A 25,355-nucleotide genomic window follows, 5' to 3' on the forward strand; every position below is an offset into this window, starting at 1 on the left:
GATACATTTACTCCCCTAACGGATTCTCTTGCGACCTGCCCCAGCATGAAAAAACTCAACAATTACAAGGCCATCGCCGACGGTATCGCGTTGCTGTATTTCCCTCATGCGGAAGTCATCATTCACGACATAGAAACGCAAACCATCGTCCACATTGCCAACAATATTTCTAAACGGAAACTGGGGGATGATTCAGCCCTCGATCAGTTACCGGGAGATTTCGAGGTCGTCAGTAACCTTGGCCCTTACGAGAAACTTAACTGGAACGGACAGAAAATCCGCTCCATTACCAGCGTCCTGAGAAACGACGACGACGAGCCCGAGGCGCTTTTGTGCATCAACATGAATTTCACCGTGCTGGAGATGGCACGTGAAGCGCTGAACAATTTCTTCGAGCCCTCCCGGCTTCTTCCACAGCCCGACGCGTTGTTTCGGGATGACTGGCAAGAACGCATCAATACATTCCTGCACGCTTGGCTCAAGGAACACAATCTGTCACTCCCTGGACTAACGCGAGACGACAAGCGATTGCTGGTTGAAGCTTTTTACGCCGAAGGCGCCTTTGAAGGCCGAAGTTCATCAGACTACATTGCCAACGTCCTATCTATGGGAAGGGCTACCGTATACAAATACGTCAAGCGCTTACGTGAAGCTGTATGACGTGAAAAAACCGGACTCGACAGTGTATGAGCCGCATTACGCCAGACTTCGTTTTTTGGAATACAGCGCTCCGGCAAGCGACCAGAGACTGAATGACGTCGTCAAGGATGAAGAGCTCTGACAAGCCCAGCACTTCAAACCGAGCGTCCGCCCCATGCTGAACCAAAACAATGAGTTCTGCATCCCGTAGGTGATATTGCAGGTTGTCGTCGCTTTCGTCAGTTACGAGCACCGCATACGTCCTGTACGCGTCGTGTCGTAAATGCTGCTAAAGCCCAAACGATCCCGAGCAATAGTCGGCATCAAGGACAAAGGCTCAAGAAGCCAAGGCCGCGCTTGGTGAGCGAGGCCTGGTATATTGGGATGGCGGAAGGTATGCCCTTAACAAGTATTAGGTCGCGCGTACTTCTTTTGCGTACTCCTGATTAATCTGCGCTTTAGGCTTTGTTGCTAAAAATACCGCAGTCCAAAGCTGTTCCGCTAGCCACTGTGCTTCACTGCGGCTGAGCCTCCAGCGAACCCAACCAAAATACATTGAAACGTATTGGCCATCTAGTCTGATCGCAAAATCATAGATAGGCTCTTCACCGCGCTTAAATTCGACCGCCGGCTCGGGATCGAGCAGAGCTCCTTTAATTAGGAAATTTCTACCAGTCATCACAACTTGAAGCAGATCAGATGTTTCCTTTGATCCAAACAAGTCATGACGCTCAATTAAAACAGCCCAATTGTCATGATTTGTTTGGATATTAGACTTATCCGACTTTGGGTGATCATGATCAAGTGAGTTAATTACTGCTTTGATTAGACCAGACGCTACCTCATAAGCTTGCCGTGTGGTGAAGCATGCTTTGAAGTCGTGTAGGACTAAATTAATAATTCGAGACGGGGTGAGTTTGACCGTCGCACGAAAATGCTCGTCTGTTTCCGGAAAACTGAAAACCTCAGAGGACTTGAAGGCAAAGCGGGATTTCAAACGGTTGTTGTCGCTCATAGCACTCTCGAAAAATTGGTTTCCTAAATCCAATTCGGCTCAATCCGACAAACATTTAACAGGTTCAAAAAATTTTATTGAGCACGTCAGCCTGAGGAATGAATCGAAATTGGCCAAATTCTTCTGAGATTGAACCCAAAACTACTGGGCCTGCCGCCCACACTGGTATAGAAACAAAAAATTACGAGATGAGGCGCTCCATTTGTAAATGGACGTGGGACTGTCAGTCGTCTGCCCACGGATCGAATTTGTCCCCATATTTGGCGCGCAGGGCGCGATGGCGGTTGATCTGCCAGATCCACGGATCGTAGTTATCAGGCAACGCGGCGAGCTTGGCGCTGATGATCATTTGCACTGTTTCGTCGCGCAACAAGCGGCGAGTCAAATCGCGGCATTCGCCGAGCGTTACAGCACCATGCATGACATGATTTTCTTTCACATAGCGGTCGGTCATACCTACACGCATATGACCGTACTCCTTCACGTCATCAGGGTAAATGTCTTCCAGGCTGAGGTGTCCCATTTCGTGCTCCAAGGCAAAAAACCGCTTGTAGGAGAGTACTCAAGCGTTATCAGTGGGCGCTATGGATAGGCGTGCACCATCGATGAAATCGCCCCTTCGCGCCAGCGCCTTCAAAAACCAGCTAATAACAGGCGATTTAGTGGGCGCAGATAGCCTCAGGTCAGATACCAGCGTCGTGATAGCCTGCCTTGAGCACACCCTGCATACCTAACGAAGTGATTTCACAATCGCCACGTTGGAGCGTTGCTGAAATTCCGCCTCAGCATCGCTCACCTGTTTGAAGCAACTCACGAAAACTTTTCCGTCCTACACCTCGCATGAAACTTCCGAGGACGTAGTTGCCACTTTGAGTTTCAAGAAGCCAGAAACGTCCCTCTTTCCATGCCTTCTGTATTTTTCCTGTCCGAAGAAGGCCACCATCTGCTGGGCGAAAAGCATCACCTTGCCCAACATGATCGAAGGACAAGCCAAGGCATGCGTCATTTGCGATAAAGGCATCACTGATGAACGCAGTGACCGGTACCGAATACTTTCGGATGCTCGCTCGCCCAAGGCGGCACAACTGAAAGTCGGTCAACTCTTTGCTATGAAATTCGAGTTCGATGATTTCAGACATCCCGAAAATGCTCCAAAACGAACACAGATAATTTGCCGGCGCGTTTCACACGTCAGGCCGACATTGAAAAAGCTGCACCCACAGAGGCCTCTTTTCTCTGACCTGAGCCCCAGAGAAGGTAGACGGTGTTCTTGGTTTCAAACATACAGCCTTCGGTGAAGGATCTTCCGAAGTTGCTGCGTACCCACATGCCTGGCTGGAAGCGGCCTTTGCTGTCCAGGACTATCTCGTGGGCGAATAAAGTGGCGGGAAGCAGTCCGAGAGTCGTCAGCTTTTCTTTCTCATCAGGCGTCACAGTCAGGTCGATCAAAATCCACTGTTTCACCACGCAGTATGCTTTGCCTGGGAACGCCTTTGCCGCCAAAGCAATTAGGTCTTCCTGAGTGCCCTGCCAGCCAGGCGTTTCATCCCCTGCCCCGTAGAAGAGCTGAGAGATTTCATCCAAGGTCACCATAGTGGTATCTCAAGTTGGTTTAGGTTGAGGAACGCTTGTATAAGTCTGCCCCGCCATGGTTACGAATTCGTAGATTTGTCGTTCTTTATCAGAACTCTGCAATCTTATTTCTGCGAGCGGCTCCATTAGGCGTTCATTTTGCCGGTTCATCCAGGGCGGTGAGATGAGGTATACCTTGGTCACAGCAAGAAATTCAGGATCTCCCGAGTTGCATATGGTTTGAACCGACTCTGTGTCACTGACGAGGCGAGCGCTTGGCCCGATAATCCCATCGAAGAACCCTACCCCTTCTACTAAGAAAGAATATTGATTGTGATTAAGATCGACCGACTTCCACAGCAGGATATTTTCATCAGGCATTTTGAATCTGCCATGGACTTGACTCTCGTTTGTTCTGAACACAACACATCTCCTGCCTGACGATTTATTTCTTTAACACCCACCTTACTCAGATAGTAAGTATTAGATCATTTACAAAACCGGTTTCTTCAAAAGGATAGCCCCTCGGATTGGACGCATAGCGAATGCCTTCTATGGTTTTGTCGTAGCCGACATGCGTATGTCCATGCAACCAAATGTCTATATTGCATCCTGCAAACTCCCGCCAATCATTGACATAAGCTGCAGCCAAATGCCCCATTTCATATTTGATCCCAGGCGCGCATTCCGGCAAGGGCGCATGATGGGTTACCACTACTGTTTTTCCCTGAAACTCGGTAGATAGTTCACCCAGCAGCCACATTTTCGCAAATTGCGACTTTTGCTGAGTTTCGATTGGCTTTAGGCGACGATACTGAGTTCCAGTTCTGATCTGCCTGTAATCATTCATAGATACCTGAGCGCTATTAAGTGCAGAGGCGACGTCTCCGGTCGAGTAAAAATCAGTCCAACCGGTTGTACCGAGAAACCGTACCCCATTGATGACGACTTGCTCGTTTTCTAGAACGTGAACATGCGAGAGAGCCTTAGCACGCATTTTTTCCAAAGTCCTGTCGATGTGGCCTTTGTAGAACTCATGATTTCCGGCGACATAGACCACTGGGCAGCAAAAGGTTCTGTTTGCCCACTCCACTCCTCTATCCAACAGATCAATGTCACCGGCCAGAACAACAACATCCGCAACAGAGACAATCGGAGAAAATTCCTGAAACTCGATGTGGACGTCGGAAAGCAAGTGAATTTTCAAAATCTCAACCTTTTATGGCCCATCCACACTGTCAATTTATGACTTATATTTCACGCAGATACCCAAGAGTGAAAATGCGCCTTTTAGAAATTTTTCAGGATGGTGTTGAATGACTTATGCATTACTAACGCACGTATAGAAGAAATGATCCGTCATTCCGCGGCTTTGGAGGTGATGCTTGACTCTCAGTTAAGCCCACAGACATCCCGATTTCGGAAGTATATTTCATGGCGTGGGATTGTTCAATATGGCCTTATCCTCCCTTTTGAGGATTCGCCATGGTCATGAGGGAATCGCTGGCGGCAGTACTCCGATTGGTGCGTTCTTCTCGCGGCCTTTCGAAGGAGGATCTTCAAGGCCAGGTTGAAACTAGGCATCTATACAATCTCGAGAACGCAAAGACAGGCGTAACCCTCGATATGCTGAATACGATCTCCTCGGCATTGGATGTCGATCCATTGGCGCTACTTGTGGTCGCATCATGCTTTGAGAAGAAATTATCTCCCGATGAAGCTCTCGAGAGACTGTCTGAAGAGGTAAATAGCCTCATTGCCTTGGGGGTAGTAAACGGATTGTCGGGGCAATTCGCTGACGGCGCGCTCAAACCCATCAAGGGTGGCCCACGCTCATCTCCCGATAAAATTGAAGCCGTGCTTCGTTGCCGAACTCAGGGAATGACGCAGAAAGAAGCTTCTGAGGCGCTTGGAATTCCCACGTCAACGGTTAACCGAATTTGGCGAACTGCGAAATAGGCAGGCATCGAATGGCAGCGAGGGCCGAAAACGCTCATTTCGGTTTTTTGAAAATCTCATGTTGTCTGGGCTTCATTTACGAACATGGATGTCAGGCTTGATCTGCCAACGGATACTGCCAGTCCTTCCGTCAATCAGTTCCCCCCACTCCTTTTCATCCTTCCGATTATGAGGGGATGGGTTCCATCTGCCATAGCCAGGGCATCAACTCGGGCTAACGGAGTATCAGCAAGCCTACGATGTGGCGTCAGGCATGCGTTTACGCTTGAGGGGAAAAATGCACCTTTTTCATCCATGCGTATGAAACTGGACGTTTACATTTTCCCTGTAATTTAGGCGAAAAATCGTAGGTTTACATTTTTTGACGATTGCCCAAAAAAAATGCCGCCTAAGAGGCGGCATTCCTTGGTTTTACAGGGCGGATCGCCCATCCGACCTCTTACTCGTCACGTATACCTAAAATCGACGTGAACATTAAGTAGATCGATACATACAGGCTGATGGTTGCCATGATGTAGTTACGCTCGCCGCCATGAATGATGGCGCTGGTCTGGAACAGAATGCAGACCGAGGAAAACAGCACGAAACCTGCGCTGATCGCCAGTTGCAGACCGCTGATCTGGAAGAACATGCCCGCCAGCGTCGCACCCAGCAGCACGAAGAAGCCTGCCGTGATGAAACCGCCGAGGAAGCTCATGTCCTTGCGGGTAATCAGCACATACGCCGACAGACCGCCAAACACCAGCGCCGTCATCGCGAAAGCCGAGCTGACCACTTCAGCGCCGCCCTGCATCCCCAGGTAACGGTTGAGGATCGGGCCAAGCAGGAAACCCATGAAACCGGTCAGGGCAAATGCCGACACCAGGCCCCAGGCCGAATCACGGAGTTTGTTGGTAAGGAAGAAAAGACCGTAGAAGCCGATCAGCACCACGAAAATGTTCGGGTAGCCAACGCGCATCTGCTGGGCAACGTAGGCCGTCACACCGCTGAATGCGAGGGTCAGGGCGAGCAAGCCGTATGTGTTGCGCAGGACGCGGCTAACCTCTAGCTGCTCAGCCTGCACGCTGTTATTAACTGCGTAATCCTGTTCGCGCATGGCGACACTCCTGTTGGTTTGAAACGTTCAGTCGCAAAGATCATAGCAGACGCCCTGTAACAAGCTATGCAGAGAGTTTGACAGTGTGTTTCATTCAGGTATTATGGCGCCCGCAACGCAAACGGAGGTGTGGCCGAGTGGTTTAAGGCAACGGTCTTGAAAACCGTCGACTGTAACAGGTCCATGAGTTCGAATCCCATCGCCTCCGCCATCTTTATACGACAAAGCCCTGATTATTCAGGGCTTTGTCGTTTCCGGGGTTTGGAAAAAACCTGCCAGCCCATGCCTTGGCTTTCCGTAGCTATACGTGGAACGATTCGTAGATTTCATTGAGTGCTTGCACGGGTCGATTCCGGCCCGTCGTGACCGGCAGAAATCGGTTGAGCGGCCACTCGAACACATCACCTGATCGGCTGTCTTGTAGGACGGAGCGGTCACCCATGTTCCGCTGCCAACATTAACCTGAACTGAGAAATGATCTCTGAAGATAGCCCGGCACCTTCGAACACTGCGCAGGTGAAGCTAACGGGCGCAGGGCCTGGAGCAGTTATAATGCGGTCCGCAACCACAGCTACTGGACTGCTTCGATAAAGCGTGCGCCCTTCATAACCTGCGGCATTCTGTTGTAAGAATTCAGCGCTGTTCGAGGTATGAGGAACCGTGTCGAGAAGCCCGGCCCTCGCAAGTGCCAGTGTTCCCCCACAGATACCGGCAATGGTCGCCCCACTTGAGCGACTGGCATGAAGAAAGTCGCGAATATCCGGTGCTTCTGCACGTTCCCAGACCATTCCTCCAATGACGACAACAACGTCCGGTTTCCAGTCCAGACATTGCTGCAAACTGCTATCGACAGTTACAGCCAATCCGCCCTGGGAGCGGAACTGCCCCGTAGCAGAAGCGAAAAATCTGACATCGATCCCGTAAAACGGCGACGCAGTTCCAGCAATGAAAGCATATTCCCAGTCCGCAAAACCGGGTGTCAGTATCAAACCCACACGCGCCATCAGTCAGAATCCTCCATGAATACCCATAACATATGGTGACAACAAACAGACATCAAGGACTGCCAGATCTGATCGCAATAAGGACTGTCCGGAGTGCTCTGTAGATGTTGCGCCTGGCACAGGCGACCAAGGCGGACGTTCACGGGGACAGCGCTCTGACCGCAGGCAACGGCCGTACTATAATTAATGTCTGTCAATGTTTGCGTGGCGAGCGCTCCAAAACGAATCAGGTATTCATAGCGTTCACCTGACAGGCAGAAGGCAGCACAGCAAATGGGATGGACAGTACGTCTGATTAAGCGAGAGAGGGTTCAGCCATGAAAATTCACTCCTTCCAGCATTACTCTCATGGTCTGGAAATGGCCGTTCACGATGCATGGATTACCGCCAAGGTGAAGTCGGCCCTGGCATTTTCCGATCCGACCCTTAGCCTGCATATCAATGTCAAAACCCATGCGGGCATAGTGGGGTTAAGCGGCCGCGTCAACACTCATAGAGAGTGTGAACAGGCCATTGGTCTGGCCCGTTCGGTTCATGGTGTCGCCGAAGTCGATGCCAGCGACTTGCAGACCCATGTGTTCACGCCAGGGAGTTTTCCAGAAGCGCCCAACGCCGAAGAGAGCACTGAGCGCCGGCCACAATCGTCATCAAAAATGGACGACAAATGATAATGGCAACTTTGTAGGCGCCGCGCTCCCAGTCGGGAACCGAGGGGGCGACATCTTGCTCACATCTGCCAATAGCGCAGTAGACAACAAAAAATTCTCTCCTGAGGTGCGGTCGCCCCCATCCGCCTTTGACTGGTGCCCCGAAACCTGCACAATTGCCGGCTATTTTCGCGACAGGAAGTCCGACCATGCAACGGATTGTAATTCTGGGCAATGCTGGTAGCGGCAAATCCACCCTCGCCCGCGCCCTCGGTAAGCGCCTTGGCCTGCCCGTGGTGCACTTGGACACACTGTTCTGGGAGCCCGACTGGGTCGAGCCCGACGCTGAGCAGTTCCGCGCACGGGTCAGCGAAGCGATCGCACCGACTGCCTGGATTTGTGAAGGCAATTATGCCCGGCGTACCTTCGATCTTCGCCTGCCCCGTGCCGACCTGATCATCTGGCTCGATACACCGCGACTCACCTGTTTCACCCGGGTGATCATACGCAGCATATTGAATCGCCCTCGGCCTGACCTTGCAGCAGGTTGTACAGAGAAGCTCGACCGGGCGTTCTTTACCTTTCTGAACTTCGTGTGGAATTTCGATCGAGGCTACCGCCCAGGTATCGAGACGGTGCGTCTGGCCATAGGCCCGCAGATTCCTACGATGCACTTGCGGCATCGTCGGCAGATTGCCGCATTTCTTGATAACTTGCCCCCAATGCCTCAACGGCACTCGACCCCCAAGGTTCTGTAGAGACACCCGCACTCGTGCGCGATGAGGTACAAGCAGAATTGGAGGCTATTATTAACGTCCGTCATGGGTCGGTTTCAGCCGGTCGTGGAGGGTAGAGATCGGCCAAAAGCCGCCTCTCACCAAGGGCAGCCATCAGCCATTTGCGGACATGCCATTGCTTTCCATCACCCTGAGCTAGCCGATTTCTGCCTGTCATCCAAGGTAGCAATCGACGGTGTATTCAACCGGTCGAGCTTCTGCTGCGCGTCATGTGTATGAGGGCCGAACGGCCGTTCCCCAAAGAAGGTCGTTCCTCAATGGCATAGGGCACAAACCCAAGTTTGGGGTAAAGCAGCAGCCCTGCCGTGTTTTCGTTGAAACAGGAAATCTGCACCTCGTTGGCTCCGTAACACTCGAATGCCAAGCCGGTCATCGTCTCCACGATAAACGTGGCCACTCCTTCCCCCCGAGCGCTCGGCGAGACGATGACATTGCCGATACAGCAAACGCCATTGCGTTCAGCTTGATAGAAATTGGCAAACCCAACGACAGTCCCATCGATCTCCACGACGGTAGAGTCGAAGCGTTGGGAAATCGCGGTAATCAACTGCGTTTCCGTTAGCGGGAAGTGCGCCTTCGGAAACATGAAAAACAACTCTTGAGCGTTCTGAGGAAAGCCGCAGATCATTTTTACGTCGCTAGCCTTCACTGGCCTGTGGTTCAGTTTCATTGCTCGTCTCTAAGCTCCATGAGTCAGTACTTTAGCGGCTAAAAGTGGTCATTCCATCTGTCTACGAAACTAGGGGGATTCTCTCGCAATCTGCGGAGGTTAGCTGGTTAATTGCACTGACTTGACCACCCATTTGCATTCGACCTGACCAGCCATGTGCATCGGACTTGACCAGCACATTTCGTAACCATGACCGGCAGAGAGCGACCCAGGCTGTGTGAAAACACCTGCAATTTACGCGCGGGTATGGCGCTACTAGCTATGAGACGTTCGCAGCTGGGCCGAAAAGCTATCGATGCCTATCTGATAATCACGAAAATAAATCAGGAGGCGGTCGTGAAGCTGGAAAAGCGTAGTATCGAGTTTGTCCCTCACAGTGAACGTTACGGAACGCCACGGCGGTTGTTCACCATCTGGTTCAGTTCCAATTTCCAAGTGACCGCTTTGATGGTCGGTACGCTGGGTATCGCCTCGGGGTTGAGCTTCGGCTGGACATTGCTGGGTCTGCTGATTGGCAATCTGGTCGGGACCGTGTTCATGGCCGCGCACTCCGCCCAGGGCCCTCACTTGGGGGTTCCACAAATGATCCAGAGCCGGGCACAGTTCGGTGTTTACGGAGCCGCGATCCCCCTGCTGGTAATGGTCACGGCGGCGGTGCTATTTCTTGCCGCCAGCGGCGTCTTGATGCGCGATGCCTTAAAGGCGCTGGTGCCAATGAGCGACGACCAGGCCATTGTGGTGGTCGGCATTCTGACTTTCATCATTGGTTTTATAGGCTACGAGCTGATCCACCGTATGGGGGCGTGGATGAGCCTGTTATCTACCTTGGTGTTTGCAAGCGCCTTGGCCTTAATCCTGCTGCACCCCAGCGACGCGGCATCAACAACCGTCTCAGGTACGGGCTTTACGTTGGCGGCCTTTAACCTGGTCATAGCGCAGGCTGCCTCCTGGACTTTAGGTTACGGCCCCTACGTGGCAGACTACTCGCGTTACCTCCCCGCGAACGTGAGCACCCGTGCCACGTTCTGGACAACCTATTGTGGTTGTGCACTGGGCTCTTTTGCCATGATGGCATTAGGCGCTTTACTGGCAGTAGCGATACCTGCAGCGCTTGAGCGCGACCCTGCAACCGCCATTGCCACGTTGTTTGGCCCGTGGGCACCTTTGGTACTGGGCGTGATCGCGCTTGGCGTCATCCAGTACAACGTACTCTGCTTGTACAGCGCCTATATGTCTTCGGTCACGATATTCGGAGCCTTTGGAGGGCTCAAATACGTCACGGCTCCAGCAAAAGCGTTGGTGATGGCCATGTTGACCGTTGCTGCGACCCTGATCGCCATAGCCACCCAGTACCGTTTTGACACGTTTTTTGCGGACATTCTGATCGGTCAGTTGTATTTGCTGATTCCCTGGAGTGCGATCAACCTGGTTGATTATTACTGGGTGTGTCGCGGCCACTATGAAGTAGGTGACCTGTACGACCCTAAAGGCCGCTACGCCCGCTTCAACGGGCGAACCCTTATGGTCTATGTCGTTTCGATAATCGGCACGATTCCCTTCATGAAACTCTCGTTCTACACAGGCTTTGTAGCGAACTGGCTAGGCGCCGACATTAGTTGGGCGATGGGGTTGGTGTTGGCCGGGGGGCTGTACTGTACGGTCAACAGCCGACCAGTTGTTAAAAGCTCGCGCATGTTTGGTCAAAGATCTCTCGAATAGGCGAAGCGAGATACGTCGTCGACGCTTCGCCTACAGCCATTCGACGATACAGTGAATTGACCCCGGTTTGATAGATGCTTTGGGGGCCTGCTTTTGGCTGTGGATTCAACCGGTCGATGCAACACAACTAAATTCTGTGTAAGCAGAAGGAGTGTTGCAGATGAAGCAGAGACCTCGGATCTATTACACCGAAAGCCAGAAAAAGCTGATGTGGGATCACTGGCAGAAAGGCGATTCTCTCCAGCACATAGCCCAACTATTTGATCGAAACCATTCATCGATACAGCGCATCTTGGCGGAAACAGGCGGTATCAGACCCGCTGTACGCCGCAGGTCCAGATTGGCGCTGACGTTGGCTGAGCGCGAAGAGATTTCGCGTGCAGTGGTGGCAGGTAACTCGATCCGTTCCATGGCCGCGCTGCTAGGGCGAGCAGCCTCTACGATCAGTCGTGAGATCAGACGCAACGGTGGCCAAGGATGCTACCGGGCTAATCAAGCTGATCAGGCTGCCTGGGATCGCGCACATCGACCTAAGGTCTGCAAACTTGTTGAGAACCGAGCGGTGGCGCAAATTGTTGCAGACAAGCTTCAATTACAGTGGTCGCCGGAACAAATTGCCGGTTGGCTGAAGCGTTCCTACCCGGACGATACGAGCTATCAGGTGTCACACGAGACGATCTATCGCACCCTCTTCATACAGGCTCGCGGGGCTCTGAAGAAGGAGTTGCTTGAGCATTTACGGCGCACGCGGGCCATGCGTCGCTCGCGCCATCACACGCAGAAGAAAGAAAATCACGGTCGCATCACAGATGCGGTATCGATCCGTGAACGCCCGGCTGCGGCTAAGGATCGGGCGGTGCCAGGTCACTGGGAAGGTGACCTGCTGTGCGGTAGCAGGAACAGCCAAATTGCCACTCTTGTTGAGCGCCATACCCGCTACGTAATGCTGGTGAAGTTGGTTGGTAAGGATAGCGAGACGGTCATCAGCGCCCTGATCGAAAGCGCCCGCAACTTACCCCAAGAACTCTACCAATCGCTGACGTGGGATCGCGGAAAAGAGATGGCTGACCATAAGCGCTTTACGGTGGCTACCGACATCAAGGTCTACTTCTGCGATCCTCATCGTCCTTGGCAACGGGGATCGAATGAGAACACCAATGGGTTGTTAAGGCAGTACTTCCCGAAAGGAACCGACCTTGCGGATCACTCGCAAGCCACGCTCAATGAAGTCGCAAGGCAGCTAAATAGCCGCCCTCGGAAAACACTAGACTACGAAACACCCGCTGAACGATTTAGCCAATCTGTGCGTCGACCGGTTGAATCCACAGCCACAACCAGACAGTCGAAGGCTAGTCTGTTAGTCCCTATCCGTCGATCAGTAAATTGACACCACGGTTGCCATTATTATTGAGTTTCTTTTGTCGATACCGTCACAATCCACGGTTCAAGTCGTTTACCAAAAGCAATCGTCGCCTCAAATGGAGGCCGCCCGTCATTCTCGGCTGAGTAACTGTTTTTTTGAACTATTCGCTGCATAGGCTCAAATACAGACCTGAACGCAATAGGCACATTGATGCGCTCAACACCCATCTTATTTACATAGCCTGTAAGCATTGTCTGCTTATTATGACCGTAGATCACCATCAGTCGGATCTGACCACGGACAATACTGTACTGAGCCGTATCCGGATACTTCGCACGCAGGGTTTCGCGGTTCACGCCAGCATCAACAATAAATAATCGGCTGCTGGCATTCTGCTCTCTTGCCAGCGTTGTTGGCTGTTTTTTATTTAATTCGTCTACCTCAATTTTTTTCGCAAGTTCAACCGCCTGCTGGTACGCTCGACCGTTAAACTCCAAGACCAGAAATACCTGCCTGGAGCGTTGTTTTCGAAGGCGAGAGCGGCCTTGCTCTGTATCGATCGGAGCTGAAACATCAAATCCCAATTCGGCAAGCTTTACTTTGCCAAACAATGCAGCGTTACCCTCTTCACCAGAACCCCCTACATTAAGCGGGCCAGTAGACCTCAATAGCAGCTTTAACGACATTCCGCTATTGTCAGCGTTCCACCTTCCACTGTAGGGAACTTGCAACTCGCGTTGCGACAATTTAAGCACACTATCGGGCACGCCACTTCTATTGTATATAACGCCCACCAGCACGATCACATTCGCGATCAAAATCAACCCTACTCCGGCAATGAAAGAGTGTCGACGTGTCCAGTTCATCATTTCGCCTCCTCGGATTGCATTGCCCTCAAACGCTTGAGAACAACGAGGAGCAATAGAGCGGTAAGGCTAAGCACGAAAAAAAATAAATATTTCGGTATAGACTCCCACCACCAATCGTAAAACTTGGTGTAAAGGAAAATCACGAAAAACACCACGCCGGTGTTCACCACCTCCGACCAATAATTGCGTATACCGAGCCAAATTGCACCAATACTCAACAGGAAGCCTGCAACCTGATAGCTATGTTTGATGAGTACTGGATCGATTTCAAAATAACTACCATCCCCCCAATTGGCCAATACCAGCACGGGTAGAAACAATGTCAAAAGAGAGAAGACTCGATAGATTACAGCAAATCCGGCAAAGTTCCGGTGCGGCACAAATAGTGCCGTAAGAAAGAGAACAATCGCAGCGGGAAAAAAATTTTCTGGCCGCTCACCAAAGTCGAGCCAATACAAGCCGCCCCACGTCCCGGTGCGCGCAGCGATGAAGCCAACAAAACAAAGGATACCGGCGGCAAGCAGCAAACGTAACTTACATGTGTACGCCAAAAGTAATGCGAATGCAGCCCAGACAATCAAGGCGTTTTCAGATGGAGTGATATTGAAGATTTGCCCAAGCATTGTAATGTCGAGAACTAAACAGGCGAAAGTCACCATGGCCGCCAGTTTAGTGAAGTAACCGGTAGCGTCGTTACTTTGTACCCACATCGTTCCAAGAAAAGTACCAAGTGACGCCAATAACAGAGTCGTGACCTGCACCGGGGTAGAGAGCATTCCCCAAAACTTGTAGAAGAGGAAGAAAATGCTTGCGGCCAAGGCCAACGCCCCCAGAAACGAGGCCACGCGCATGCCGATCGAGAGTTGCCTGGAAGTAACGGTTCGATCGATATCGAATGTGCGGGTATAGTTGTCCAGCAAGTCACGATGATGGGTTGACACCGAGTACCGCTGCTGTTCTGAAAGTGTGAGCACACCATTCTGCTCAAGCCGTTCCAGCTCTTGCTTGAATACCCTGATCTCGTCTGCCCGCTGCTGTGCATCTGCTTGCGTGAATGGGATCATAGAGACATCCATTTCTTAGGCGGAAGCTTGATTGGTAGCTCGAAAACCCGATGCCATCATTGCAACCTAGTCAATCGTATGTCGACTGTCCACCTGGCTCGATCCATATAGGGTCGATCTCGGTCAGTCGTGACAGGCAGCAATCGGCCAGAGCGGACCGTGAGCACCCTGTTCAAGGCACCTTACCGGCACAAAAACCATGTCATTCGTTCTCTTGACTCTGTGTTGCGTTTTCTGCCGCTACACTCAAGCGGAACAAGGTTTTACACATGGACAAGGCGCGTTATCAGACACAAATGGCGCAGAACATTAACGCCACCTGGATCGCCTACTTATAGTGAGTCGCTCGTGAACCGTCGATTGCTCACCGTTTTCATCGCGATGTCTCTTGCATGGTCAAGTGTGCATGCCGGTTACTGGAAGGATTCAAATGGCAATCCATCCCCAGACACTGAATCAAGACGATCCGTCGGAGAATTTGGCGGCTCACTAATAGTCACCTCCGATCCCGATTGGGGACAAAAGTGGAATACTTCGTCCGAAACCATTCCCGTATTTAACGAAGCAAAGGTTGTCACCCAGGGTAAAAGGATCTTCACGCTGATTTTTTTTGCAAACCCGAAGCTGAATGCCAATCACGAAGCAAACATAACGTGCGATCTGAAAGTCATCAGGCCGGACGGTACAGAATCGATCAATCAGAGAGATACCGTTTGTTTTCAAGGACGCCTCAAGGGGAAGCCGAACAACCTGTACCTCGCTGCCCCCGTGATCGATTTCATCGCCGAGCCAAGCGATCCCACAGGTATCTGGACGGTAGATATCACTCTTAAAGACAATTTGCGCAAAGTTGTCATGCCGCTCAAAACAGCATTCACGCTGAAGTAGGTTCGTGGCAATCCTGACGATGCAGAAAGACATGCGCGGATCCAACGACTTCTCGATTGACCGCCTTGATCGTTTTCGGCCCGTCGTGACAGGCTGTAATCGGCCGAGGCTGTGTAAAAACTTTTTAGAACACGTTTGACAGTCGAGGCTGGAACAAAAATCGCGTTCCTGCGCAAATTTCTGGTCTGCTGAGGAAACGTTCTTGTTGTTCATTTCGAGCCCTTGTTGTGATTGAAGTCGCGAGGCGCGCAGGTCTCATCGTCAGGCAGAATCAAGACATGCAAAATTGAGAGATATTTCAATATTGATGTTTTTGTTATTAGTTTTTGAGATCATTGAAACGCCGTGATGTGACCGACCGGACGAACTGAGATTCAGGCGTAACTGCCCGTGTCAAGCCGAAGAAAGCTCGTGGCGTGAAGTTGCGCACGTGCCGGTTTCCGACCGACGACGCTTGGCTTCAGTGCCGATCAGCGTTGTCATGGGAGCAATGGCCCAGGACGGCAGGAACATTGTTTTTTCAACACTGAATCACGTGCGAATCTTCAGCGCACCACCCTGTTTTAAGTCTTTAGGAATCAACCGTGGCGCGTCCGCAGCCCCATCCGACCCCCGTCCTGCTTGACTTTGGCGAGTTCGAACTCGACGAGGCTAACGCTTGCTTGTTGCGTGATGGGCAAGCCGTGGCGTTGGCGCCGACCCCTTTTCTGTTGTTATGCGTGCTCGCACGCCAGCCGGGGTCGCTCGTATCCAAAGACGCCTTGCTGGATGCCGTGTGGGGGCATCGATTTGTCAGCGATTCGGTTCTCAAGACGGCCATCAGCGATCTGCGCAAGGTGTTGAGCGATGACCCCAAGCATCCGCGTTTTATCGAGACTGTATCGCGGCGCGGCTATCGTTTCATTGCCGTGTCGCTCCCTGCTGCTTCGATACCGACTACATCCACGGCGGTTACGGCGACCGACACGCATCCGTTTCCGTCATTCATCGGTCGCATTGACGAGGTCTCCAGGCTGCAACGGGCGTGGGAACGGGCTAGTGGGGGCCAGCGGGCCGTGATCTGGCTTGCTGGAGAACCGGGGATCGGCAAGACCACGTTGATCGAACATTTCCTCGCCGGCCTTGGCGCCATTGCCTGTGCACGCGGCCATTGCATGGAACACTTCGGCACCGGCGAACCGTACCTGCCGGTGCTGGAGGCGTTGGCCGAGCTGTGCCGCAGCGACCTGACCCTACCGGCGTTGTTGCGCGAAGTGGCACCAACCTGGCTGCTGCAATTGCCTTGGCTGAGTAGCCCGGAGGAGCGAGACACATTGCGGCGCGAGCTGGCCGGCGTCGGCCCGGAACGCATGCTGAGGGAATTCGGTGAACTGTTGGACCGCTACACAGAGCTGCGCCCGCTGTTGCTGGTGACCGAAGACCTGCACTGGAGCGACCGGGCGACGGTTCAGCTGATTAACTACATGGCGCGACGCCGTGGCCCCGCAAGGCTCATGTGGCTGTCAAGCTTGCGCCTTGCCGAAGTGGTGGCGCTCGACCATCCGCTCAGCTCATTGCGTCACGAACTGCGTCTGCAACGCTTGTGCGAGGAAGTGGTGCTCGACCCGTTCTCCGAAACCGAGGTCGCCGACTATGTGGCGGTGCGTTCAGCCTCTCTGGCACGCGATGAAGACTTCGTGCGCGCCCTGCACGAACGGACCGACGGCGTGCCGTTGTTCGTTTCCTCGATCATCAGTGAAGTGATGGATGCAAAAGAAGACGAAACCACTATCGAAGCTCGACTGGCGAATCTGGCGGTTCCCGACAACCTGGCCGCCATCATTGATCACTACATCGCCAAGCTTGGTCCAGAGCAACGTACACTCCTCTGCGCGGCGGCGGTGTGCGGGGCCGACTTCCGGGTTGAGACGGTTTCGCTGGCCCTTGAGCGCAATCTTTCTTCGGTGATCGGCGCCTGTGAGGAACTGATGCGTGAGCAGGTATGGCTCACACAATCGCGGGCTCTCGATGTTGACGAGGCGGTAGAGCCTCCCTACTCGTTCCGACACGCCCTTTTTCGCCAGGTGCTGTATGACCGTACGCCGCGTTCATTGCGCATCGATCTCCATGGTCGGGTTGGCACTGCCCTCGAACGCGAGCGCTCGGCTGGTGTGCCGGTTGCTGCCTCGGAACTGGCGATGCACTTCGACCGTGCCCGGCTGCCGATGGTCGCGCTGCGCTACTACGCCGAGGCCGCAGAAGCCGCGCTAATGCACTTCAGTCCGGACTTGTGCATCGGCCTCACTGAGCGCGCCCTGATCTTGCTTATGCAGGCACCCGAAGGGACGGAGCGCGATACGCTCGAAATTACCTTGGCCACGTTGCAGGGGGTTTCAGCTTTCCACATGTTCGGTGTAGGTAGCGAAGCCAAGGGCGCTTTCGAACGGGCGTACACGCTGCTCGCGGATGTACCCGAGCACCCCATGCGCGGTCGCCTGCTACATGGATTCGGCTATCTGCTCGGGTTGCGCGGCGACTATGCGCAGGCGCTGGAGTTGGCCGAACGTGCCGAAGCCCTATCCTCCGATTCAAAAGATCCAGAGCTCATGCTGGCGGCGTGCATCGTGCAGGGCGAGGTGCATCACCTTCAGGGACGCACGAAAACAACTCGCAGTTGGCTAGAGCGCGCCCTAGCGATCGCCGAGCCATTGGATATCGTAGCGAATGAGATATTTGCGGTAGATCCCCAGGTCATGCTGCACGGTATGCTGGCCATTGAGCTGGTGCGGTCTGGCCTGATTGAGCAAGGGCGGACCCATATGCAGCGGGCACGAACCCGCGCGCATACACTTCGACAACCTATGACTTGGTTGGTCGCTACCTGGCAGGAGGTGTTGATCGAGGTACGACTGGGAAACCCTGTGCGAGTGGCAGCGCTGGCTGACGAAATGCAGAAGCTCGTTGATGAATATTCGCTTGCACTCGGGCGTACGGCTTGCCGCTGGTGGCGCGGCTGGGCCGACGCGCGCAATGGTGCCCCCCACGATGGCTACCGACACATTCGTGAGGCCTACGAGGAACACACTGGACTTGGCATGCGCTCCGGTGCCAGCGAAGTACTCGGCTACGCCGCCGAGGCGCTGCTGCTGGCAGGTGATGACGACGCAGCGCACGTCGAATTGCAGGAAGCACTCCGGGTGGGAGAGGAACTGGGAGAGCGCGTATACCTGCCGCAGCTGTTACTGCTGGAGGCCGCGATCGCGCGAACTCAGGGTCGGCCCGACGCTGGCAGCGTTGCGGTGCGCCGCGCAGTTGAGGAGGCTCGCGTCCAGGAAGCACCGTGGCTGGAGCTGCTAGCGCGGGTGGAGTTGTGTGAGCACTACAAGGCTACGGCCGAGGACCATCAGGCATTGTCGATTCTGATTGAGCAATTGCCCGAAACTGACGGAACCGAACTGGCGAAACATGCGCGTTCACTGCTTCAGTCTGCCAAGTCGACTTGAAGCGACGGTGTACCCTCCATTGCCTGGTGAACTGATATCGCTCCCACTCAGCGTGAGCTAAAACCGCTTGGCCGCAAGCGTTCCGGTGATCACCGTCTCTGTTTTGCGAGCGTTGTCCCGACCAAACCCTGACCTTTCGCTTACGACTCGACTCAAGGGGCGGCCTACGCTGTCGTCGAACTTTTCTGCCCCTTGGTCCGTGATGAGCCTGAACCCTGAATCCAAGTACCCGAGCCGCCGCGCATACGTAGTCAAGTTGCGCAGTGATGCCACGCCGGGGGCCCTGGTGGGCCGCCTCGAAAACCTGGTCACCGGTCGTCAACGCGAGTTCTCGTCTGCCGAAGAGTTGCTGGAGTCGATTGACTCGGATCTAGCGTCGGCCGTCAGTGAGCACGCTGTAGACACTGACCGTGAGTGACTCCTTCCAACATAAACATAAATAAGCGCATGGCGACCGAACCGCGACGGTTCGCTGACGACTTCGCGCGCACCCGAACCTACGCTGATGCAACCTCGAATTTACACGAGCTCACTCTGATGTCGCGATTTTCCACTTCCCATCCGCTGTCCCATCACACCGGTCGGACAACCTTGCAGCGCTTCGAGCGCACGACTGGCGTCGTAATTGCGGCAGCCCTTGCCACTTCGATCTCCCTCGCCCTTTCCGGTTGCTCCACGCCGGTCGTCAAGCCATCGGTCGACGTACCGAGCCACTTCGCTGCAAGTACGGCCTCCGAGATGGAACCCGAGTCGGCGTGGTGGGAGGTTTACCACGACCCGCTGCTGACGGATCTGGTGCGCCGAGCCGCGCGGGAGAACCGCGACGTCAAGATTGCCGCCGAGCGCTTGCGTGCCGCGCGTGCCGGAGAAACGGTCAGCCAGTCCTGGCTGCTCCCGAGCGTCGGAACATCCGTCTCCGGCAGTGACCGCAGCAGCGGCTACAACTCGGCCACGAAACAGGGTTATCCAGATATCAAAACCACCAGTGTGGGTCTGGACGTCTCGTGGGAACTCGACCTGAGCGGCCGTCTGCGAGCCGGCGCAGCGGCGGCAGATGCCGATGCGCTAGCCGCGGAGCACAGCATGCGTGGAGTACGCCTGTTGGTGATGAGCGATGTCGTCAGCAACTATTTCACACTGGTCGGTGCACAGCGCCAGGTCGCAACGCTGCGCGCAATTTCGGCAATGCAGGATGAGACGCTGCGTCTGGTCACCGCGCGTCAACAGGTGGGTCTGGCATCCGCCTTCGACGTCGAACGCGCGCAGACCGACGCCTTGTCGGCGCGGGCACAGATTCCGCCACTGGAAACCCAAGTAGCAGTGGCACGTCACCGTATCGCGGTGCTGATCGCCGACCAGTCTTTCAACACCAGGAACATCCAGCCATCGAGTGGTGATTTGGTCGACGTGCCCCAGGCCAAGCCCGGCCAGCCCGCCGAATTACTGCAACGTCGACCTGACGTACTGGCGCTGATGGCACAGCTCGACGCCGCCAATGCTCGTCGCCAACAAGCGAAAGCTGAGTGGTTCCCGCAACTCTTTCTCGGCGCGTCCTTCGGCCGCCAGGGTCTCAACCTGAACGGTGCCGATCTCGGCGCTGCGCGCTTCACCAACGTCGCGGGCCTGCTGGCGATGCCACTCTTCAACGCCGGGCGTACGCAAGCAATCAATGAAGCGGCTGAGAGTGCTCAACAAGAGGCGCTGCTACGCGCCGAGGACGGCATCGTACGGGCGCTCGAGGATGTGGAAAACGCCCTCGTCACGCTTGCGCAGGAACGCCGCCGTTCCGGGTCGCTGCAATTGGCCGCCGCGTCTGCGGAGACGGCACAGAATCGCGCCCAGTCGCTCTATAACCGTGGGCAGATCGACCTGTTGCCTCTGCTGGATTCGCAGCGTGCGCGCCTGAGTGCACGCCTGAGCGCCAACGAAAGCAACACCCGCCTGCTGCTCGACAGCGTGCAGCTCTACAAGGCACTGGGCGGGGGCTGGCAGGTGTTCGAACAACCCTCCAACCCAACCGCATCTGCCAAAGCCGACCGGCCACCACTTTCCTGAGTATCTGTAGCTTCCAAAGAGGAACCGTCTTGAAGAACTCCCTTACTGCGGCCGGCGCCTTGGCCGTCGCCGCTTTGCTTTGCGCGTGCAGCCCGGATCAACCGTCCGTGCCGGCCCCAAGAGCGGTACGTACCGTTGAAATCAACTACGACAATGCCCGCGACGTCAGTCGCTACGTGGGCACCGTGCAGTCGCGGCATGAAGTCGAACAATCCTTCCGTGTGGACGGCAAGGTTGCCCAACGCAATGTTGATGTGGGTCAGTTGGTGCACGAAGGCGACATACTGGCTGTGCTGGACGACAGCGACTACCGCCTCGCGGAGGAAGCGTCGCAACAGCAGTGGGCTGCTGCCGTGGAGCAGACACGTCAGGCGGAATCCGATCGTCAGCGCCTGACTGCCCTGAAGGCTGACGGCTCAGTTAGTGCGGCCGACGATGAGCGTGCGCATACCAATGCTCAGACCACGCGTGCGACCGCCGAGGCTGAAGCGCGAAAGCTTGAGCTCGCACGCAACCGGCTCAAGTACACCGTGTTGCGCGCCTCCCGTAGCGGCGTGGTCACGGCAGTACGCATCGAAGCGGGACAGATCGTTGCGCAGGGTCAGCCAGTGATCTCGATTGCGAATCCGGACGAATCCGAAATCGTCATCGATGTGCCCGAGGATCAGTTGTCCGCCTTCAAGGAGGCGCGTTTCAAAGCCTCACTGGCCAGTGCGCCAAACGAAAACCTTGATGTCACCTTACGCGAACTTTCACCACAGGCTGCGGCGCAAACACGCACCTACCGTGCTCGACTCAAGCCAGCCAAGGCACTACCACTGGGTGCCACCGCAACGGTCACGGCCGAGCGCGTGATGACCAATGTCTCGGTGGCAGCGGTGCCGGCGACGGCACTGACGCAAAGCGGTGGCCAGCCGGCGCTGTGGGTGGTCACACCCGCAGGCAAGGATCCGGTAGGCACTGTCGAACTGCTGCCCGTGGCGGTATTGGGATATCGCAACGATGAAGTGCTCGTCTCCGGGCCGCAGGCCGGAGTATTAGTCGTCACCGCCGGGGTGCAGAAAATGGCATCCGGACTGAAGGTCGCGCTTCCCGACACGGCGATTGTCGATACGAACACCACGCAGCAGGCCGCCCGATGAACAATTTCAACCTCACCGACTGGGCGCTGCGCCATCGCGCCATCGTTCTGTTCATGCTCCTCATTGTCGCGGCGGCCGGTGCCTTCAGCTTCACTCGGCTCGGCCAGCTCGAGGATCCGAATTTTTCCGTGCCCTCCATGACCGCCATGGTCATCTGGCCGGGCGCTACCGCCCAGCAGTTGCAGGACCAGGTCCTCAACCGCATGGAGAAAAAATTCGAGCAGATCGACAACTTCGAGAAGGTGGTTACCTACGCGCGGCAAGGTTACGCCGGCATGACGCTCACCGTGCGTGGCGGTACTTCCAAGGCTGACCAGCGCGAGGCCTGGTACCAGGCGCGCAAGAAACTCAATGACCTTAGCCTGGAGATGCCCGACGGCGTAATCGGCCCGATCCTGAACGACGAGTACGGCGACGTGTATGGCCTGATGTACGCTGTCAAAGGCGACGGCATTGGCCACGCTGAGCTGTCGGACGCGGCCGAGGACATCAAGCGCCAGATGCTGAAGGTGCCGATGGTCAAGAAGATCGATCTTATCGGCAAGCAGGCCAAGCGTGTCTACGTCGAGTTCTCTCACGAGCGCCTGGCAGCGCTGGGCATTACACCGCTGGCCATCGCCGAAAGTCTCAAGAGTCAGAATGCGATGTTGCCCGCCGGCCAGATTGACACCCGCGGCGACCGCGTCATGGTGCGCGTGAGTGGCCAATTCACCAGCGAAGAGGCAATCCGCAATGTGCCCATCTCCGCGGGAGGCCGGCTGATCAAGCTCGGCGACATCGCGACCGTTACACGCGGCTTCGAGGATCCGCCGACCTACACGGTACGCCACAACGGCCAGCCGGTGCTAATGCTCGGCATCACAATGACCAGCGACGGCAACATCGTGGACCTCGGCAAGGCGATGGACACGGCAGTCGCCAAGATCCAGTCAGAACTTCCGCACGGCGTGGAGCTGGAGCTGGTGGCTGACCAGCCAACCACGGTGAAGGATGCAATCCTGGACTTCGGGCGTGCGCTGGCCGAGGCGCTGATCATCGTGATCGCGGTAAGTCTTGCCAGCCTGGGCTGGCGCGCCGGCCTGGTGGTCGCGGCCACAGTGCCGCTGGTGCTGGGTGGCGTGGCGCTGGTGATGCTGGCGATGGGCTGGAACCTCGAGCGCATCTCGCTCGGCTCACTGATTATCGCGTTGGGACTGCTGGTGGATGACGCCATCATTGCCATCGAGATGATGGTGGCGAAGATGGAAACCGGCATGGACCGCGTAAAAGCGGCCGCCTTCTCCTATCAGTCCACCGCCATGCCGCGCCTGACCGGCGCACTCATCACCGTCGTGGGCTTCCTGCCGATTGGCCTCTCGAAATCCACCACCGGCGAGTATGCGGGTGGCATTTTCTGGATCGTCGGCGCCGCGGTGCTGTTCTCGTGGATCTGTTCCGGCATCTTCACGCCATACCTGGCGGTCAAGATGCTGCCCAATGACTTGGACAAGCACCAGCACGGTGATCAGCACGACACAAAGTTCTACCGCAACCTGCGCCGCCTGATCGACGCCGCCATCGAGCACCGCTGGGTGGTCATCGGTGCGACGGTGGGCGCACTGGTGCTTGCCCTGGCTTGCATCAAGTTGGTGCCGCAGCAATTCTTCCCCAACAGTTCGCGCCCTGAGCTGGTCATTGACCTGCGCGTTAAGGAAGGTTCCTCGTTCGCCGCGACGACCGAGCAGGTCAAGCACATGGAGGAGATCCTGGCGAAGGACAAAGACGTGCGCTTCTACACTGCCTACACCGGCGCCGGCGCACCGCGCTTCTATCTCTCGCTCAACCCCGAATTGCCGAACCCGGGTTTTGCCCAGTTCGTTGTAATGACCAAGGATCTGGATGCACGCGAGCGGGTACGTGCGCGGCTGGTGGCCTCGTCCGACCAACAATTCCCACAGGCGTGGGTGCGGGTGACCCGGCTCGAGTTGGGGCCACCTGTCGGCTACCCGGTGCAGTTCCGCGTGGTAGGCCCCGATACCCAGGTGGTGCGCAAGATCGCCCGCGACGTGGAGAAGGTGATTGCGTCCAACCCGAAGGTGCGCGACCTCCAGCTCGACTGGAACGACCCGGTGCGTACGCTGAAAGTGGAGCTTGATCAGGACAAGGCGAGCGCGCTTGGCCTCACGCCGGCCGACGTGTCGCTGGCAACCCAGACCGTTATGAACGGCGCAACCCTGTCGCAGCTGCGCGAGCGCGAGGACCTGATCGACATCGTGGCCCGTGCCGTGCCAGAGGAGCGCTTGAATCTCGACACCCTGAAAAATATCAATCTTTATACACGCCAGGGAACCGTGGTGCCGCTGTCGCAAGTCGCACAGGTGCGCTCTGAACTGGAAGAGCCGGTACTGTGGCGCCGCAACCGCGACATGGCGATCACTGTACGTGCGGATGTGAAGGATGGAGAACAGGGTGTATCGGTGACGCAGGAAATCCAGCCGTTGCTTAAGGACATCGAAGCCAAGCTGCCGACCGGTTACCGCATCGATGTGGGCGGAGCGGTTGAGGAAAGTGACAAGGCCAACAAGGCGCTGCTGGCGGTGGCTCCGTTGATGCTGATCACCATCCTGCTGTTACTCATGCTGCAACTGCAGAACTTCTCCCGCATGTGGATGGTGGTGCTGACGGCACCGCTGGGCCTGATCGGTGTGGTGCCGGCGCTGCTGTTGTTTCAGTCGCCGCTGGGCTTCGTCGCGATCCTGGGCATCATCGCTCTGGGTGGCATGATCATGCGGAACGCGGTGATCCTGATCGATCAAGTACAAATCGAGATCGCCGAGGGGCGCGACCCGTGGAATGCTGTGCTGGACGCTGCCATTCACCGAGCGCGTCCGGTGATGCTGACGGCGCTGGCCACCGTACTCGCAATGGTCCCGCTCACGCGTAGTGTATTTTGGGGACCGATGGCGATCGCGATCATGGGTGGCCTCACTGTGGCGACGCTGCTGACGATTTTTTTCGTCCCGGCGTTATACGCCGCATGGTTCAAGGTCGGTCGCCAGACGGCCGCGGATACCCAACAGGTACGGGGGAACACTGCGCTTGCCTCTAAGTGATGAGTGCCGTGACCTGTGCCCCCGACCTCTCCGCTATTAGAGCAGTTTGTTAGGCGCCGTTTCTGAAAACAACCCAGGTCAGCCGTGAGGTACTGCGAACGTTACTGTCTTTCGCCCCTCACGGCTCACAGGCAAGACTGATGGTCATAAATAGCTGCTGGCGACCAGGCGCATCACCATGTTGACGATGTTCTCCGGAATGATGCTCAGGATGAAATCCATTAAGCCATTTCAGCCGCGACACCCTTTGTAGCAGCTGCCGAGCCCGCGAGGCTGCGTTCG

22 protein-coding genes, 1 tRNA gene and 1 pseudogene are annotated in these 25,355 nt (G+C 55.4%); 13 read left to right on the plus strand and 11 right to left on the minus strand.

Annotated features, from left to right (window positions below; translation table 11 throughout):
- Positions 1 to 45: 45 nt before the first annotated feature.
- On the plus strand, positions 46 to 660 hold the full coding sequence (locus PMI28_RS07790) for a helix-turn-helix transcriptional regulator (protein WP_007989767.1): 615 nt from the start codon (positions 46 to 48) through the stop codon (positions 658 to 660).
- A 391-nt stretch (positions 661 to 1,051) separates the two neighbouring features.
- Here PMI28_RS07790 and PMI28_RS07785 read toward each other — a convergent pair whose 3' ends face one another.
- From PMI28_RS07785 to PMI28_RS0128825, 6 genes are all read right to left on the minus strand, one after another.
- Positions 1,052 to 1,654, minus strand: coding sequence for a hypothetical protein (locus tag PMI28_RS07785; RefSeq protein ID WP_007989769.1), 603 nt, complete (start codon positions 1,652 to 1,654; stop codon positions 1,052 to 1,054).
- A gap of 223 nt (positions 1,655 to 1,877) precedes the next feature.
- The gene (locus tag PMI28_RS07780; RefSeq protein WP_007989771.1) at positions 1,878 to 2,177 is read right to left on the minus strand and encodes a hypothetical protein; all 300 of its coding nucleotides are present in this window, start codon (positions 2,175 to 2,177) and stop codon (positions 1,878 to 1,880) included.
- 259 nt (positions 2,178 to 2,436) lie between these two features.
- Entirely contained in the window at positions 2,437 to 2,793 is a 357-nt protein-coding gene (locus tag PMI28_RS29885) for a hypothetical protein (protein WP_081501458.1), read from the minus strand.
- A 52-nt stretch (positions 2,794 to 2,845) separates the two neighbouring features.
- A complete protein-coding gene (locus PMI28_RS07775) occupies positions 2,846 to 3,247 on the minus strand; it encodes a DUF6957 family protein (protein ID WP_007989773.1) in 402 nt (133 codons plus the stop codon).
- Between the two features lie 9 nt (positions 3,248 to 3,256).
- The gene (locus PMI28_RS0128820) at positions 3,257 to 3,607 is read right to left on the minus strand and encodes a hypothetical protein (RefSeq protein WP_157395784.1); all 351 of its coding nucleotides are present in this window, start codon (positions 3,605 to 3,607) and stop codon (positions 3,257 to 3,259) included.
- 88 nt (positions 3,608 to 3,695) lie between these two features.
- Positions 3,696 to 4,433 carry a metallophosphoesterase gene (locus PMI28_RS0128825; RefSeq protein ID WP_033063523.1) on the minus strand — a complete coding sequence of 246 codons (738 nt, stop codon included), beginning with the start codon at positions 4,431 to 4,433 and terminating at the stop codon, positions 3,696 to 3,698.
- Positions 4,434 to 4,717: 284 nt separating this feature from the next.
- Between PMI28_RS0128825 and PMI28_RS0128830 the strand changes: the two genes are divergently transcribed.
- Positions 4,718 to 5,185 (plus strand): helix-turn-helix domain-containing protein, encoded by a 468-nt coding sequence (locus PMI28_RS0128830; RefSeq protein WP_238540709.1) that lies wholly within the window; start codon positions 4,718 to 4,720, stop codon positions 5,183 to 5,185.
- Between the two features lie 439 nt (positions 5,186 to 5,624).
- On the opposite strand, the gene PMI28_RS07770 is transcribed toward PMI28_RS0128830, so the two are convergent.
- Complete coding sequence (locus PMI28_RS07770) at positions 5,625 to 6,281, minus strand: Bax inhibitor-1/YccA family protein (protein ID WP_007989777.1); 657 nt, start codon at positions 6,279 to 6,281, stop codon at positions 5,625 to 5,627.
- A gap of 123 nt (positions 6,282 to 6,404) precedes the next feature.
- Here PMI28_RS07770 and PMI28_RS07765 point away from each other — a divergent pair.
- Positions 6,405 to 6,492 (plus strand) — tRNA-Ser (locus PMI28_RS07765).
- A gap of 223 nt (positions 6,493 to 6,715) precedes the next feature.
- Here PMI28_RS07765 and PMI28_RS07760 read toward each other — a convergent pair.
- Entirely contained in the window at positions 6,716 to 7,285 is a 570-nt protein-coding gene (locus tag PMI28_RS07760; protein WP_007989779.1) for a DJ-1/PfpI family protein, read from the minus strand.
- Positions 7,286 to 7,602: 317 nt separating this feature from the next.
- Between PMI28_RS07760 and PMI28_RS07755 the strand changes: the two genes are divergently transcribed.
- Complete coding sequence (locus tag PMI28_RS07755; protein ID WP_007989783.1) at positions 7,603 to 7,953, plus strand: BON domain-containing protein; 351 nt, start codon at positions 7,603 to 7,605, stop codon at positions 7,951 to 7,953.
- A 188-nt stretch (positions 7,954 to 8,141) separates the two neighbouring features.
- Positions 8,142 to 8,690, plus strand: coding sequence for an AAA family ATPase (locus PMI28_RS07750; protein ID WP_007989784.1), 549 nt, complete (start codon positions 8,142 to 8,144; stop codon positions 8,688 to 8,690).
- A gap of 220 nt (positions 8,691 to 8,910) precedes the next feature.
- Here PMI28_RS07750 and PMI28_RS07745 read toward each other — a convergent pair whose 3' ends face one another.
- A complete protein-coding gene (locus PMI28_RS07745; protein WP_007989786.1) occupies positions 8,911 to 9,399 on the minus strand; it encodes a GNAT family N-acetyltransferase in 489 nt (162 codons plus the stop codon).
- Between the two features lie 336 nt (positions 9,400 to 9,735).
- On the opposite strand from PMI28_RS07745, the gene PMI28_RS07740 reads away from it, so the two are divergent.
- Both PMI28_RS07740 and PMI28_RS07735 read left to right on the plus strand, forming a co-directional pair.
- A complete protein-coding gene (locus tag PMI28_RS07740) occupies positions 9,736 to 11,118 on the plus strand; it encodes a purine-cytosine permease family protein (RefSeq protein ID WP_007989788.1) in 1,383 nt (460 codons plus the stop codon).
- Between the two features lie 160 nt (positions 11,119 to 11,278).
- A pseudogene (locus PMI28_RS07735) lies at positions 11,279 to 12,424 on the plus strand (IS30 family transposase); the annotation flags it as partial.
- A gap of 98 nt (positions 12,425 to 12,522) precedes the next feature.
- Here the strand turns inward: PMI28_RS07735 and PMI28_RS07730 are convergent.
- A complete protein-coding gene (locus tag PMI28_RS07730) occupies positions 12,523 to 13,350 on the minus strand; it encodes a DUF4824 family protein (protein WP_007989791.1) in 828 nt (275 codons plus the stop codon).
- On the minus strand, positions 13,347 to 14,414 hold the full coding sequence (locus PMI28_RS07725; RefSeq protein WP_007989793.1) for a DUF2157 domain-containing protein: 1,068 nt from the start codon (positions 14,412 to 14,414) through the stop codon (positions 13,347 to 13,349). Before PMI28_RS07725 ends, PMI28_RS07730 begins: the two co-directional genes overlap by 4 nt.
- A 348-nt stretch (positions 14,415 to 14,762) precedes the next feature.
- Between PMI28_RS07725 and PMI28_RS0128835 the strand changes: the two genes are divergently transcribed.
- The 6 genes from PMI28_RS0128835 (at position 14,763) to PMI28_RS07700 (ending at position 25,073) form a co-directional block, all read left to right on the plus strand.
- Positions 14,763 to 15,302: a hypothetical protein gene (locus PMI28_RS0128835; RefSeq protein WP_050548705.1), complete on the plus strand. Its 540-nt coding sequence runs from the start codon at positions 14,763 to 14,765 to the stop codon at positions 15,300 to 15,302.
- A 584-nt stretch (positions 15,303 to 15,886) separates the two neighbouring features.
- Positions 15,887 to 18,784, plus strand: coding sequence for an ATP-binding protein (locus tag PMI28_RS07720; protein WP_007989797.1), 2,898 nt, complete (start codon positions 15,887 to 15,889; stop codon positions 18,782 to 18,784).
- A gap of 202 nt (positions 18,785 to 18,986) precedes the next feature.
- Positions 18,987 to 19,202, plus strand: a complete 216-nt coding sequence (locus PMI28_RS07715) for a hypothetical protein (RefSeq protein ID WP_007989798.1) — start codon at positions 18,987 to 18,989, stop codon at positions 19,200 to 19,202.
- A gap of 119 nt (positions 19,203 to 19,321) precedes the next feature.
- A complete protein-coding gene (locus PMI28_RS07710; RefSeq protein ID WP_007989800.1) occupies positions 19,322 to 20,839 on the plus strand; it encodes an efflux transporter outer membrane subunit in 1,518 nt (505 codons plus the stop codon).
- A gap of 29 nt (positions 20,840 to 20,868) precedes the next feature.
- Positions 20,869 to 21,981 carry an efflux RND transporter periplasmic adaptor subunit gene (locus PMI28_RS07705; RefSeq protein ID WP_007989802.1) on the plus strand — a complete coding sequence of 371 codons (1,113 nt, stop codon included), beginning with the start codon at positions 20,869 to 20,871 and terminating at the stop codon, positions 21,979 to 21,981.
- Positions 21,978 to 25,073, plus strand: coding sequence for an efflux RND transporter permease subunit (locus PMI28_RS07700; protein WP_007989805.1), 3,096 nt, complete (start codon positions 21,978 to 21,980; stop codon positions 25,071 to 25,073). The genes PMI28_RS07705 and PMI28_RS07700 overlap by 4 nt, the downstream gene beginning before the upstream one ends.
- Positions 25,074 to 25,355: the final 282 nt, after the last annotated feature.

The sequence above is a fragment of the Pseudomonas sp. GM48 genome (assembly GCF_000282335.1).
In the GTDB taxonomy this organism is placed as follows: domain Bacteria; phylum Pseudomonadota; class Gammaproteobacteria; order Pseudomonadales; family Pseudomonadaceae; genus Aquipseudomonas.